Source organism: Francisella sp. 19X1-34 (assembly GCF_041102755.1).
GTDB lineage: Bacteria > Pseudomonadota > Gammaproteobacteria > Francisellales > Francisellaceae > Francisella.
In genome coordinates, this window is record NZ_JBGCTX010000060.1 from 1 (window position 1) to 14,387 (window position 14,387).

Genomic DNA, 14,387 nt, shown 5'->3' on the forward strand with positions numbered 1-14,387 from the left:
TAGTCATTTTTTAGACAAGAAATGTAGATTTTCAAAATTTACTCCAATTATTGCTTAGATTGCAACACTCCCATTATTATCTATACTAACTGTAAATATATATTTACCAGCAATACCTGCATTACAAGCAAGCTTTATGACAACCAAAGCTTATATGGGCATGACTATTAGCTTATATATGCTAGGTCTTGCTATAGGCATCCCAACATATGGTGCTTTATCTGACCATATAAACCCTAAGAAAATACTTGGTTTTGGGCTTGCTATTTATCTTTTAGCAAGCATCCTTGCGATTTTCTCGACTAATATTCATATGTTTATGATAGCTCGACTTTTACAGGGATTAAGTGCTGCTAGCGCCCTTTCATTATGGCAGCTATTTGCATTTATATTTTTTGAACAAAAAGCAAAGCATATTATAAGCTCAGGGTTTATAATAATTGGCTCAATGCCAGCGCTAGCCCCTCTTGTTGGTGGAATAATAATATCCTATACTTCTTGGCATGGCATTTTCATTTTTTTAACAATTTTAGCAGTGGCAATGCTTGCTTTAACAGCTCAGTTAAAACTTCCACCTGAAACTCTTAAAAAAAGAGATGACCATCATCAAAGTCATATTATCCTATCTGTACTAAAACAATATGGACATGTTTTCTATAACTTAGAGTTTTTAGTTCTAACAATAGCTAGCTCTTTTGTATACCTATCAGTCTATATGTACATATCAGAAGTGCCTTTCCTACTAACTAAACTACATTTTTCAACAAAAGAGTTTAGTTTATTCTTTATCCCAATATCAGTTGCGTTTATTATTGGAGGCTTCTTATCAAAAGCTTTTCTAAAAGCAAATATATCTTTTATTAGAATATTTTTGATTACAAATAGTATAGCTGTACTAGCTCTTATTACTGTGATAGTTTCAAGCCTAATAGGAATAGCACTTTCGGGATGGTTATTGATGACACCTTTCTTTATTTTCACAATCAGTGCTGGAATAGCTATGCCTAACTTAGTTAGTGAAGCTCTTCATCAACACCCTCTTCGAAGAGGCACCGCAGCATCCGCTATTGGACTTACACAAAATCTATTAGCTTTTATTTTTACAGGTATCGCATCGCATCTAACTCACTATGGATATAATGGGCTTATAGTAACTTATTTTATCGTTATTGGATTACCTGTTATCTGCTTTTTCATCTATTCTCTTATCAAAAAATAAAACTTTATAGATAAACAATAAAAAGTTAAAATTCTTTGTGTAAATTATTCACAATCTAAAAATTAAATTGATAAATACTACATCAAAGGATAAACAATAATGAAAAGACCTGAACTTCTATCTCCAGCTGGAACGTTAAAAGCTATGCGTTATGCTTTTGCATACGGTGCTGATGCTGTATATATTGGTCAACCAAGATATAGTTTAAGAGCACGAAATAATGAGTTCTCAAAGCTAGAAATTCTTGAGACTGCCATAAATGAGGCTCATGTACAGGGTAAAAAAATAATGCTGGCAAACAATATTGCCCCACATAATGCAAAAATTAAAACATATATAAAAGATATAGCTCCTGTCATGGCATTAAAGCCAGACGCTATGATTATGTCTGATCCTGGCATGATCATGCTTATACGCGAGCACTTTCCTGATCAAGAAATACATCTATCTGTCCAGGCAAATGCTGTAAACTACGAAACCGTAAAGTTTTGGCAAAAGTTTGGAATAACAAGAGTTGTTTTATCTAGAGAACTATCACTGCGTGAGGTGGCTGAGATAAAAGAAAATGTCCCTGATATGGAGATTGAGACTTTTGTTCATGGTTCACTTTGTATGGCTTACTCCGGTAGATGCCTACTATCTGGATACTATAGCCACAGAGACCCTAACCAAGGTGTTTGTAATAATGCTTGTAGAAATAACTATAAAGTTGCAGAGGCAAAACAAAATGACTGGGGTGATTTTGAGCCAGTACAGGTACAATCAACTCTTGGTATAGGTCAACCATCTGATAAAGTCATGCTAATAGAGAATGACAAAGAGCCTGGCCAGTATAACCCTATGTTTGAAGATGAGCATGGTACATACATCATGAACTCAAAAGATCTAAGAGCAATCCAACATGTCGAGGCAATGACAAAAATGGGGGTTGACTGCTTCAAAATAGAAGGACGTACAAAGTCATTTTTCTATGCTGCAAGAACTGCCCAACTCTATGATCAAGCTATCAAAGATACCTTAGCAGGCAAACCTTTTGACATGACTCTTATGGATAAACTTGAAGGGCTTGCTCATCGTGGCTATACAGAAGGTTTCTATCGTCGCCATGTTCATGACGAATATCAAAAATATGAAAATTCTGACTCTCGTAGCTCAACGCAGCAGTTTGTCGGTGAAATTACTGATTTTGACGAACATACTGGTTATGCCAATGTAAATGTGAGAAATAAGATGAAAATCGGAGATAGTATCGAGTTGATGCTACCATCAGGTAGTAGTGAAATCATCCTAGATAATATGCTAGATAAAGATGGTAGACATATGGAAGAAGCAAAAGGAAGTGGTTATCAGGCTAAAATCAAATTTGATAATGTCTCAGCTGAAGGCATGAAGTTTGCTTTAATGATCAAAAATCTTAAATAATTAAAATCTTTTATATTCTTACTTCACTTTGCATTTTATCAATAACAAAAGTATAAAACACACTATAGACATAACAATCATTGTAATAGCTATAGGCAAAGAGCTTGTTGCTGGAAAAAGCATTGCTATACTTCCTATAACACCACTAATTGCAAATTCCATAGTACCAAATAAAGCTGCAGCAACTCCTGCTATCTCAAAAAATGGTTCTAAGCTGCCACTAGCTCCCGTTCCTGTAGTAAAAGCTGCACCAAACGTAGCAAAGAAACATGGTGCAAAGAAGCCCCAAAGTGTCAAACCATAGATCATATATATAGTTAAAGATGTTATACCTGCAACAAAAACACAAGCAACTCCAAATATTGCAGTATTATAAACTCCAAGCTTATTAACAATAGCTCCGGATAGTAATGACCCTACTAAAAACGCCACACCTGCTGATCCAAAAACAACATATATTTTTGAAATTGAATAGCCAAGATAGTTAATAATATAAGGAGTCATTGAAAATAGTATAAAAAATGAAGCCATTCCTGAAACAGCAGTCAAAGAATAAGCCCAAAACTGTAAAGATTTACCTACATATAAATACCTTGCAAAAACATCCCATGACATTTTTTTGCGCCTTTCAATAGGCAAGCTTTCTTTTACAAAGATAACAACAATTAGAAAAGCTATAATTGCCAAGCCCGTTAAGAAAATAAAAGCTGACTGCCATTGAAAATGCGTAGCTAACTGAACACCAATAAGAGGTCCTATAATTGGTGAGACAGAAATAATTGCATTGATAAAGCTATATATCATCGAGCTTGTCTTACCTGAGTAAGCATCCCTAATAATAGCAAAAGCACACACAGATAAACCACAACATCCTAAGCCTTGAATAACTCTTGAGAGTATTAAAAAATCAATAGTAGTTGATAAGGCACATAAAATTGACCCAATTACAAATAGTATTGATGATAATAAAATAACCTTAAACCTACCTAGTTGGTCAGATAATGGTCCTAAAAATAACTGACCCACACCTGTAACAACTAAGAATAAAGATAATGTAACCTGTACCATTTGTTGAGTGGTGTTTAGTGCTTCACGCATCTCTGGTAGAACGGGCATATAAACATCCATAGCTAATGCAAAAGCAAAAACCATAGGCCCTAAAATAAGAATTGTCTTTAATGGAGAATATTTCCACATAAGAACCTCCATATTGATAGTATTATTAGATAACGGAGTATTATAACAGAATATTTAAAATATTTTACTAATTTAGAATTTACCTTGTTTTCATACTTTATTAAACAAACTAGTGACTGAATTTTTATAAATTAAATAGCTCACAATGTTATAATGATCGTCATAAATAATTTCTTTAGATAAATAATGTTTAGAAAACTTATATTAGCTCTACCTATAATAATGCTACCACTACTGACTTTTGCAAGTGATAGTGAATCTACACTTAATGCTGTCAGTGTTAATGCTACTAGCCACCCTCTAGCAATAGCTGCCGTTGTAGTATTTATTCTAGCTTATCTACTAGTTATGACCGAAGATTTTACAAAGCTTAATAAATCAAAACCTGTAATTGTAGCAGCTGGCGTAATTTGGATTTTAGTAGCAATTGTTGGTGAGTCGATTGGTGCAGATAATATTGTTCATAGTAATTTCAATCACATAATGACTGAGTATGGCGAGCTATTACTTTTCTTATTGGTTGCAATGGCTTACATAAACCTTATGGAAGATAGAAATGTTTTTGCAAAACTAAAAAGTTCTCTGCTTAGAGCTGGCTTTGGCTTTTTAGGTACTTTTTGGCTAACAGGGATTATCTCATTCTTTTTATCTGCAGTTGCTGATAACCTAACTACTGCTTTAGTTATGAGTACAGTAGTTATCTCTATAGGTAAAGATAATAAAAAATTTGTCACAATGGCTTGTGTCAACGTTGTAGTTGCCGCAAATGCCGGCGGTGCATTCTCGCCATTTGGTGATATTACAACACTAATGGTATGGCAGAAGGGAGTTGTCGGCTTTACTGAGTTCTTTGCTATATTTTTACCATCACTAGTTAACTTTTTGGTTCCTGCAATCATTATGAGTTTCTTTTTACCAAAAATGGAAGCCCAATCAATAGTTGAAGACAAAGTTGAGCTAAAGCGTGGCGCTATACCGGTAATAATTCTATTTATACTTACAATAGCTACAGCTGTTTCATTTGAGCATATCCTTCACTTACCACCATCTCTAGGTATGATGACTGGCTTTGGCTATGTAATGATTTACAACTATTTCTATGGTTTAAAGATAGCTCATGAAAGTAGAAATCCCCGAGGACGTAAGATGCCTCCTCATGCTTTTGATATTTTTGATAAGGTTAAAGAAGCTGAATGGGATACTCTATTATTTTTCTACGGAATATTAGTTTCTGTTCAAGGCCTTGCAGCTCTTGGCTACCTAGGAATAGCTTCGCAATACATCTATACAGATATGCAATCTATTGCTCCAAGTATATTTTCAGCACATACGCAAGCAAATACCATAATAGGTATACTTTCAGCAATAGTCGATAACATTCCTGTGATGTTTGCTGTATTAAGTATGAACCCCATTTTAGAACATGCTCAATGGCTGCTGATAACTCTTACAGCAGGTGTTGGAGGTAGTCTCTTGGCTATCGGATCAGCTGCTGGTGTAGCTGTGATGGGTAAATCAAAAGGTAAGTATACTTTTATGGGACATCTAAAATGGACATGGGTTATTGCTATTGGTTATTTTGCTAGTATAGCTGTCCACTTACTAATTAATCATTAATCAACTCAATAACTTTATTATGATATTGTTTAACTCTTGTGTTATGACTAACAGAAATATAAGCAATATTTTTAGACTTTAATAACGAATATATTACTCTTTCAGAATCTGAATCCATATTTGATGTAGCTTCATCTATAAGTACCAAATCATAATTTTTAGTAAAGACTTTACAGAAGCATAGCTTTTGTTGCTCTCCTGATGAGAGTACATTACGCCAATCGTGAACTGCTCCTATAAACTTCTCTAAATATGTAACCCCAAGATATCCTAATATCTTGATAAATTCATCATCTGATGGAATGCTTGAAAAAGAAGGATAAAATACAGCTCTTTTAAAATCATCTTCAGGAAAATATGGTCTTTGTGATAAAAAAAGCATCTTAGGAGACTTATTAAAAGTAATTTTACCTTTAAAATTATCACTATGTCCATTTATAACTCTTAATAGGCTAGTCTTGCCTATACCTGTTTTACCATGTAGAAGTATACACCCATTATCATCTAAAGCTATATTAATATTCTTTAGCATAACACCAGAGCCTTTTGTTACTGATAAATTTTTTAAAACTACTAAATGCTGCTGAGCGTGGTCTATTTGTCTGATATTATTTTTACTCTTAGAATCAATTATGGATTTTTTAAGCTCCGCAAGTCTTGAAACATTAGTTCTTAACTCAGCAAGCTCCTCATAGCCAAAAACTAAAAACAGCATTGGTGAGATAACATTATAAAATGCCGAATTAACCTGCATTACCTGCCCAAAACTAATGCTTCTTGCAAAATACCTTGGTAATGCAAGTATAATCCCAGCTAGAGAGTAAATTTGAATAAAAAAACTTCTTACAATATCAATTTTTGCTCTTCTAAAAGTTACTTGATAAAAATTTTGAACAATTTTATTTAAGTGTTTTTTCGATGAAATAAATTCTTTTTTCTCCGACTGACTATCATATATAGCTGTCTTATTATTTCTAACAACAGAAAGTCCATATCTAAAATCAGCCTCATATTTCTGTTGACTATATAAAAGGTTCTTCAAAGGCCTTCCTATTCTAAAAACAAATATAACATTAACCACACCCAATATAACTGCAACCAAAAATAAGTAGCCATAAATATGAATCTGATATCCATACAGTGAAAATGATAATACTCCTGATAACTGCCACAAAATGATCGCAAAACAAATAAGCGTCGCGATACAATGAACAGTTTTTAAAAAAAGGTATTTTGATAAAGAGATGAATTGTAAAATGTCATAACTTATACGCTCCTCAGGATTATCATAGCTTCGAGAATAATTTAGATAACTCTTAGAATTAAGCCACTCACTAACATAGCTCTCGGTTAATGGTTTTCGAATATATATAATTAAATACTGGCCTAAAAGATATGCTAAGAAACTATTAATTAACATACCAGATGTAATAAATGAGAATACAATAAGCTCATGAATAAGTGATGGTTTATCATACTGCTCAATAGCGTTATAAAAAGCAACATACCAGTGGTTCAAGTAAACATTTAGTGCAACACTTGAAAGCTCAAAAACTGCACATATTGAAAGTACAGTTAGAGCCACTATTCCAGCCTTACTTTTCCAGAAACCTTTAGATATTACCCAATAGTTTATAAAGAAGGCTTTCATTAGCTATTCTGCTTTATATGGTACCGAAATAACTACTCTTGAAGCTGTTCTTTTATCTTTCTTATCCATTGCAGCAATCGCTAACTTAACCATACGAGAGTTTTGATTATGAAGTAAGAAATGCCACCATTTTGTATTAACAACCTCAGGTATAACGACTACAGAGTAACCTCTTTCAGGATCTCTTAAATCATTTTTATGCAAAATCTGTAACACTGGAGTAATAAACGAATTATATACAGGTCGCATTATCAAGAGTTTTTCTTTAAACGCTAAATTCTTCCATTGAGATTTTATCTTTGTTATTTTTTTCTCATTAGCTGAAACAAAAACAGGGGTAATGTCATCTGATATATTTCTTGCTAATCTTAAAGCTTCTATTGTACCTCGGTGAATACGTGACACTAAAATTACAATCTTAGGTTTTGCATTCTCATACACACAAGCATTTACTATTGCTTCATCAACACTTAGAGCTAAGCTCTTCTCTCTCTTAATATAATGATTTTTAATTGAATATAAGCCAAACATAATAACTAATATAGCTATTATGACAATCCATACACCTTCAAAAAATTTACTTTCAACAATCGTTATTAGTACAACAAATGTAGCTACACAGCCAAAGGCATTTACAAATGCTCTAAAGCCCCAGCTCTTATATTGGCGTTTATTTCTATACCAAAACTTAACTAAGCCAGCCTGACAAAGGGTAAATGCAATAAACACACCGAACGCATATAATGGAATCAGTTTACTAACCTGGGCATCAAAGATAACAACTAAAACAGCTGATAAAATCGTTAGCATTATAATACCATTTCTAAAGGCAAATCTATCTCCAACACGCTGAAGCTGCTCAGGAAGGTACTGATCCTTACTCATAATTGATGCTAAAGTAGGGAAACCGGTAAAACAAGTGTTTGCTGTCATTAAAAGTATCAAACATGTAGATGCTTGTAAGAAGTAATATAAAATACCATTTCCTAAAACCTGATGGGCTACTTGTGATAATACACTTTCTGAAAAAGCCGGATATATTTTTGTTTTAGTAGCAATAAATGTAACACCTGCGAACATAACTATAGATAACAAAGTCATCAAGATAATACCAAATATAGCTTTTGACATTACAGGAGACTTATAAGCTGAAACACCATTTGCGTAAGACTCAATACCTGTCAAAGCAGCACTTCCAGAAGAGAATGCTCTTAAAACAAGGGTAATTGTTAGCACACCTATTGAAGTATGCATTTGGTTAAAATAGTCCTGTGTGTATACAAACTTTACAAGAGAGCCGTTACTGTATTGATAAAGTCCAACAACTATCATTATAAGTATTGAGGCAATAAACATATAGGTTGGCCATGCAAAGATCCTTGCTGTTGATTTAACACCCCGTAGGTTTATAACCATTAGTAACACAAGTAGTACTAATGCAAGCTCAACGATATAATCATTTAGCATAGGAAATGCCGAACTAATAGCTACAGATGCAGTCGATACAGATACTGCCACAGTAAGTATATAATCAATAATCAAAGATGCTGCAGTGAGTAAAAGTAGCTTCTCACTAAAGTGTGATTTTACTATCGAGTATGATCCACCCCCCTCTGGATGAGCTTTTATAACTTGAGCATAAGAAAATCCCATAAGTAGTATTAGTAGAATTACCATCAAGCCAACACCTATAGCATACTTTGAGACCGCAGTAGCTCCAGCTATTGCTAAAACTATAAAGACCTCTCCAGTTGCATAAGATACCGATGATAATGCATTTGAGGATAAAATCGCAAAGCCTGAAAATAGTCCTATTTTCTGCTCATCTTGCTTAACTGTGGGAATGGGTGAACCAAATATCAGATTTCTTATTTTCATCTATATTTACTCTTGCTTTTGTAAGAATTCATTTAGCTTTTTAGCTAATTCTTGTGTTCCTTTATTCATTGCTGCTGATATTACATAATAATTATCTTCATAGCCAATACTATTGACAAATTCTTGACACTTTTGCTCAACTTGATCAGCTAATAAGTCTATTTTATTTATTACTAAAAATCTTGGTTTGTCAAAAAGTTCTTGACTATACTTTTCCAACTCCTTCTCGACAGCAAAGTAGTTTTCCACAGGGTCTGAACCATCAAATGGGCAGATATCAACCACATGCAACACGCATCTAGCTCGAGTTAAATGCTTAAGAAACCTTAAACCCAAACCTGCACCTTCAGCAGCCCCCTCAATAACTCCAGGAATATCTGCCATAACAAAACTATCAACACCAACTTTAACTACACCAAGGTGAGGATACATCGTTGTAAATGGATAATCTGCAACTTTAGGAGTCGCTTGAGATACTGAACGAATTAAGGTTGATTTACCTGCATTTGGTAGCCCTAACAATGCTATATCTGCTAATAAATTCAACTCTAGGCGGACTTCTCTATATTCCCCCTCTTCTCCTAATGTAAACTTTCTTGGAGCTTGATTTGTGCTGCTCTTAAAGTGAGTATTACCAATACCTCTTTTTCCACCTTCAGCAATCTTAAGAGTTTGATTATGATTAAGTACTTCACCTATTTTTTTATTTGTCTCAGAGTCAAAAACGCTGGTGCCAACTGGTACAGTAAGATACAAATCCTCCCCAGCTTTACCATAACAATTACGCCCCTCACCTGGACGACCATTCTCTGCCTGATATTCTCTCTTATAACGATAGTCTATTAGAGTATTTACATTTTCATCAGCTTTTAGGTAAATACTTCCGCCATGTCCTCCATCGCCGCCATCTGGGCCACCTCTAGGGACATACTTTTCTCTACGGAAGCTAACACAGCCGTTGCCACCCTTACCTGCTTGAAGTCTAACAACTACCTCATCTACAAATCGCATAACTAGACAAATCTTATATTTATAAAAATCTTAATTGTATATTATATACTTTAGTTATTGATTTATCATTTTTAAACTTAACTTTCTTAAAAACTTACAACAATTGCCTTGAATTAAAGTCTACAGTATCAAAAATTAACATCTAAAAACTGATTGCTAACTGGTACGTACGTCTTGAGCAAGATAACACTACAAAATATATTTATTACTGTCATCTGCACTTTATATTACTTCTTATAGCTCTATCTAAGCTATGTAGTCTGAGCATTTATATCATATATTGATTATGCTTATGGAATTGAATTATCCCCAAGACCTCGAAAAGCAACAATTACTTCATGGCTTTCATCATTTAAGTTATAAGTGAAGCGTAGGCCCCTAATTTGTTTGTACCATTCAGGCATTTGTGGTGGAGTAGTACTAACCCTTACCCATTGGCCATTAGTACCAATATAACTGATTTGTAAATCACTGACTCCAGATAAAAGAACATTAGGAGTTGAACTCCCAGTACCATCATAACTTAGTTCAACTAGGTCATTCTCAACATTTCCTTGATTATCAGCTTCCTCTCTAATATAAATAATTTTAACAACATAATCCGTATATAGTGTCGCACCTACAGGAAAACTTTGATTAATATTTGTCGATAAATTAATTGTAGTTGAGCCACTTGCCACATCACTATCTGCACTTATTAGGTTTTGGTGACTTTCACTAGATAGTAGCATATATCTTCCTGCAGTAACTGCTGATGCTCCATCTGCTGAGCGAGTAAGCGAAGATGATCCAGAAGCTATAGTCGTTGTAAGAATTTGTGGATCATCTATTGTTTGGACAACTAAAAGATCTGTACCTGCTTGAGCATCGGCCGGTATATTTGTAACTAATGGAACTCCTTGGGCATAGATTATAGGATAGCTAAGAGGATCTATTTCTGAACCACTCACTTGAGATGATGATAGTTTCCAAGGCGAGTATGTTGCATTCCCAGATATATATGCCCCATCAATTAAATTTCTAAAGATATTATCAGCTTCAACGACTTCTGTATAAGAATGTAAATTCTGCACAGACTTTACATTTTGCTTTCTCATCTGAAAAAAAGACTGTACGATCATAACCATAACTATTAGCCCAACTGTCATAGTTACTAACACTTCAACCAATGATACACCATAATCTCTACGCTTCATCATTATGATAAGTCCATATTTATACTTAAAGTAGAATCTCTACCACTTGTAAAGACCCAGTCATTAGCTGTACTTCCAGAACTAATTACAACAGATGTTCCACTAGGTACTGTATTATCTAAATTTCCGGTAATTAGAAACTCATTAAACTTATTATCCGCCGTTTCAACGAGCTCAGCATCATTGACCAATAAACTCTCAGAGCCTTGAGATCGGTACAAGATAATCTCATACGATAATACCGCAATAGATATAACCAACATAGCTATTACTAACTCAATTAATGTAAATCCTTGATGCTTTGACAGAGCTACTCTCCCCACAAACCTCTTACACCTACCAAATAGATATTAACCTTATATTTTTAATTTTATCATTAATTAATATAAATTATATCAACTATTGTTATTTATATTTCCTAAGCATTTTTATAAAGAACTATCCTAAAAAAATATTTAAAAGCCTGAAATACTAAAATATGCTAAAATGATTTTATAAGAAAAATGCGAGCTAGTGATGTAATATGAAATGTATTTATAAAATTACTAATTGTATAGTATTATTTTGTAGCATATTTATTCCTACAACCTTACTAGCTTTTGTAAATATCAGCTTTATACCTACATCAGGTAGTACTCTTAATTTAGTGACAACAAGAAGCTCATCAGCAACAGATAGCTTAGATCTAGAATTACAAAGACTTGAGGTTGATAATACGTTTACACAAGAAGGTGATACTGAAACAATAGCAACAGGATTTGTTAGTCCAACTGAAGTATCAAATGTTGTAGTTCTGCCAGTATCATTAGGTAATAATCAAATAACTGATAAAATAATTGTAATGCCGCTAAGTACAAATGATATTTTTGCAACGATACATGTACTAAATGCAGATCTTAGCAGTCCTCAATCTCTTGATATTGCAGGGCTTCTTGGCATAACGCCAACTTTAGTCACCACACCTATATTAATTAGTAACAACTCTGGTGTATTTATTATCCTTGGAACTGGCAATCTCACAAATATAAATTCAACATTACGGATATATAGTCTAAATACCACAGGTAACACCTTAGCTGAAGCTAACACTGTTACTTACAGTAATGCAAATATTATAGATATAATACCTATTGATGAAAATATAATAGCTGTTATCTATAGTGAAGTAGTAGGTGGCACTACTGAAGTTAATGCAGATATTCGTAGTATAATTACAAATACATCAATGGGAGAGTATAGTCTTAACTCGTCGAATGATATAGAAGTCACTTATGATCCTAGTAGTTTTAAAACAACAATTATTGCATCTGGAAGTCAAGTAGACATTAGTAATGCACCATCGCCATATGGTGTAAATAAAGTATTTAGTCAATAAACTAACTCATAAATGGATTAATATCGAAACATAAGTTAAAAATTTCAAAAAGAATCACAGCACTTCCCATAGCTACAACATATATATGAGAAAAATTTACCTTTAAATCACGACTTGCACTAAGAAATGTTGGAGTATAAACAAATACTATAACCGCAAATATAGCTGCATACTGTAACGCTAAAATAAATCCTTTTGGATAAAATACTGTAAAAATTAAAGGAGGAATAAAGCATATTAGCGCTACGGCTAAATTGTTTATACCTTTATTGTATCTGGCAAATATATCACGAATATAGTGCATCAAAGATATACCGACACCAATAAAAGAAGTTATTACAGCAATATGAATAAATAGATTTAAAGCTAGCTCTAGTGTATTTGAACCTGATATTGCTTTAATCTCACTAACTAAGCCACCTGGAGTATCATTTCCTAGTTTAAATAATGCATGGTAACTATGTATAGCATGCTGAGGAACAACACCCAAAGCTAAAAATATCCATATAATATAAACAACTAAGACACATATGCTTCCAATAAATATACTTTTTCTAATTCTCTTGATATCACCTTTTTGGTACTCATAAATAACAGGGATAATGTTATGAAAACCAAATGCAGGTAAAAGAGTAGGCCAAGCATATATAAACGAGGAGATTCCTGAAGGTTTATCACCTAAATAGTTTAAGTTTATATAAAAAAACATAACCACCATAGCTACTATAAAAAATACAAACTTTAGAGAAACAAAGATCCTATTTGTATAATCACTAGCCTTATAACTAAACATAAATACCACAAAAATTAGAATAAAAATAATCGACGATATTCCTATCTGAGATTTACTTGTATTATCAGTTACGCCTCCTAGCATAGATATAAGAGAAGAACCTTGAGTAGTATAAGCAGCTAGTAAAGAATATAACAAAAGCAAATAAATAATACTAAAAACCAACAAATAAAACTTTGAAAAGCTTTTATGCATCATGGTTGTGAAGTTTGCCCCTATTGGATATCTCTCGCAGACACTTAGAAGCTTCAAAGCTGTGATATACATCACACTCCATGACAAAATCAAAAGTATAACTGCACAAACAAACCCACATGATGCCACAATTAAAGGCAGAGATAACATTCCAGCACCAATAGTAGTACCAATGATTAAAAAAATTGAGCCTATTGTTCTAGAGTTCATACATTAATATTTTATTATCAAAGATATCAATAATATCTTATTTTACTAACTAAAGAAATATCATCTATAATGTTAGATAAAAATACAAAATAACTATAAATATGGATTTATTTTCTCGATTAACAAAAATAAACTATTTTGAGTTTGAAGCATCTAGTGGTGAAAAATCTCAAACAGGTTGGAATGGAAACGCTAGAGGTAATGTAACGACAAAAGTAGAACAAGACTCTATATACTTTAAAGAGCAAGGCTACTTCAAACTAAGTAATACTGATCGAGAAACTAAGATCGAAAATGAGTATATCTGGCAAAAGATAGACTCTAATAGAATTAGGTTATCGCATGCACGCTTTGGCTATAATAATCTTGTCACGCTATTTGACTTGATACCTAAAGGCCAGGATGCTTGGCATAGTGAAAATCAACATGTTTGTGTCGATGATTTATATTCTGCAAAACTACATATACTTGATAGTGGCATTGAACTTATATGGGAGATTTCCGGACCTAAAAAACAAGAAAAAATAAGATATTTTTACAATTAAATGGGTCTTTACAGATAATTGTGTAAATTTTAATTAGGTTATATATTTTAAATATAACAATAAGGGATTTACAGAATG

Annotated in this window: 12 protein-coding genes; 5 read left to right on the forward strand and 7 right to left on the reverse strand. The window is 33.2% G+C overall.

The features are described from left to right. Positions 1-82 precede the first annotated feature (82 nt). Positions 83-1,219 carry an MFS transporter gene (locus AB8E56_RS09250; RefSeq protein WP_329480383.1) on the forward strand — a complete coding sequence of 379 codons (1,137 nt, stop codon included), beginning with the start codon at positions 83-85 and terminating at the stop codon, positions 1,217-1,219. 99 nt (positions 1,220-1,318) lie between these two features. Next, on the forward strand, positions 1,319-2,641 hold the full coding sequence (yegQ, locus tag AB8E56_RS09255; protein ID WP_329480360.1) for a tRNA 5-hydroxyuridine modification protein YegQ: 1,323 nt from the start codon (positions 1,319-1,321) through the stop codon (positions 2,639-2,641). An 18-nt stretch (positions 2,642-2,659) separates the two neighbouring features. On the opposite strand, the gene AB8E56_RS09260 is transcribed toward yegQ, so the two are convergent. Next, positions 2,660-3,838 (reverse strand): multidrug effflux MFS transporter, encoded by a 1,179-nt coding sequence (locus AB8E56_RS09260; RefSeq protein ID WP_329480362.1) that lies wholly within the window; start codon positions 3,836-3,838, stop codon positions 2,660-2,662. A gap of 186 nt (positions 3,839-4,024) precedes the next feature. On the opposite strand from AB8E56_RS09260, the gene nhaD reads away from it, so the two are divergent. After that, the gene (nhaD, locus tag AB8E56_RS09265; RefSeq protein ID WP_329480364.1) at positions 4,025-5,455 is read left to right on the forward strand and encodes a sodium:proton antiporter NhaD; all 1,431 of its coding nucleotides are present in this window, start codon (positions 4,025-4,027) and stop codon (positions 5,453-5,455) included. On the opposite strand, the gene AB8E56_RS09270 is transcribed toward nhaD, so the two are convergent. The 5 genes from AB8E56_RS09270 to AB8E56_RS09290 form a co-directional block, all read right to left on the reverse strand. Further along, positions 5,445-7,106 (reverse strand): SbmA/BacA-like family transporter, encoded by a 1,662-nt coding sequence (locus AB8E56_RS09270; RefSeq protein ID WP_329480366.1) that lies wholly within the window; start codon positions 7,104-7,106, stop codon positions 5,445-5,447. The two genes, nhaD and AB8E56_RS09270, sit on opposite strands and share 11 nt — an antisense overlap. Before the next feature lie 3 nt (positions 7,107-7,109). Beyond that, positions 7,110-8,984: an APC family permease gene (locus AB8E56_RS09275; protein WP_329480368.1), complete on the reverse strand. Its 1,875-nt coding sequence runs from the start codon at positions 8,982-8,984 to the stop codon at positions 7,110-7,112. A gap of 6 nt (positions 8,985-8,990) precedes the next feature. Then, a complete protein-coding gene (gene cgtA / locus AB8E56_RS09280) occupies positions 8,991-9,995 on the reverse strand; it encodes an Obg family GTPase CgtA (RefSeq protein WP_329480370.1) in 1,005 nt (334 codons plus the stop codon). A 290-nt stretch (positions 9,996-10,285) separates the two neighbouring features. Beyond that, positions 10,286-11,194, reverse strand: a complete 909-nt coding sequence (locus AB8E56_RS09285; RefSeq protein ID WP_329480373.1) for a prepilin-type N-terminal cleavage/methylation domain-containing protein — start codon at positions 11,192-11,194, stop codon at positions 10,286-10,288. Beyond that, positions 11,194-11,514 (reverse strand): prepilin-type N-terminal cleavage/methylation domain-containing protein, encoded by a 321-nt coding sequence (locus tag AB8E56_RS09290; RefSeq protein ID WP_329480375.1) that lies wholly within the window; start codon positions 11,512-11,514, stop codon positions 11,194-11,196. The genes AB8E56_RS09285 and AB8E56_RS09290 overlap by 1 nt, the downstream gene beginning before the upstream one ends. 200 nt (positions 11,515-11,714) lie before the next feature. Between AB8E56_RS09290 and AB8E56_RS09295 the strand changes: the two genes are divergently transcribed. Further along, complete coding sequence (locus AB8E56_RS09295) at positions 11,715-12,566, forward strand: hypothetical protein (RefSeq protein ID WP_329480377.1); 852 nt, start codon at positions 11,715-11,717, stop codon at positions 12,564-12,566. A gap of 1 nt (position 12,567) precedes the next feature. On the opposite strand, the gene AB8E56_RS09300 is transcribed toward AB8E56_RS09295, so the two are convergent. Beyond that, positions 12,568-13,764 (reverse strand): aromatic amino acid transport family protein, encoded by a 1,197-nt coding sequence (locus AB8E56_RS09300; RefSeq protein WP_329480379.1) that lies wholly within the window; start codon positions 13,762-13,764, stop codon positions 12,568-12,570. Positions 13,765-13,865: 101 nt separating this feature from the next. Here AB8E56_RS09300 and AB8E56_RS09305 point away from each other — a divergent pair, with 101 nt between their 5' ends. Next, entirely contained in the window at positions 13,866-14,309 is a 444-nt protein-coding gene (locus tag AB8E56_RS09305) for a DUF6314 family protein (RefSeq protein ID WP_329480381.1), read from the forward strand. Positions 14,310-14,387: the final 78 nt, after the last annotated feature.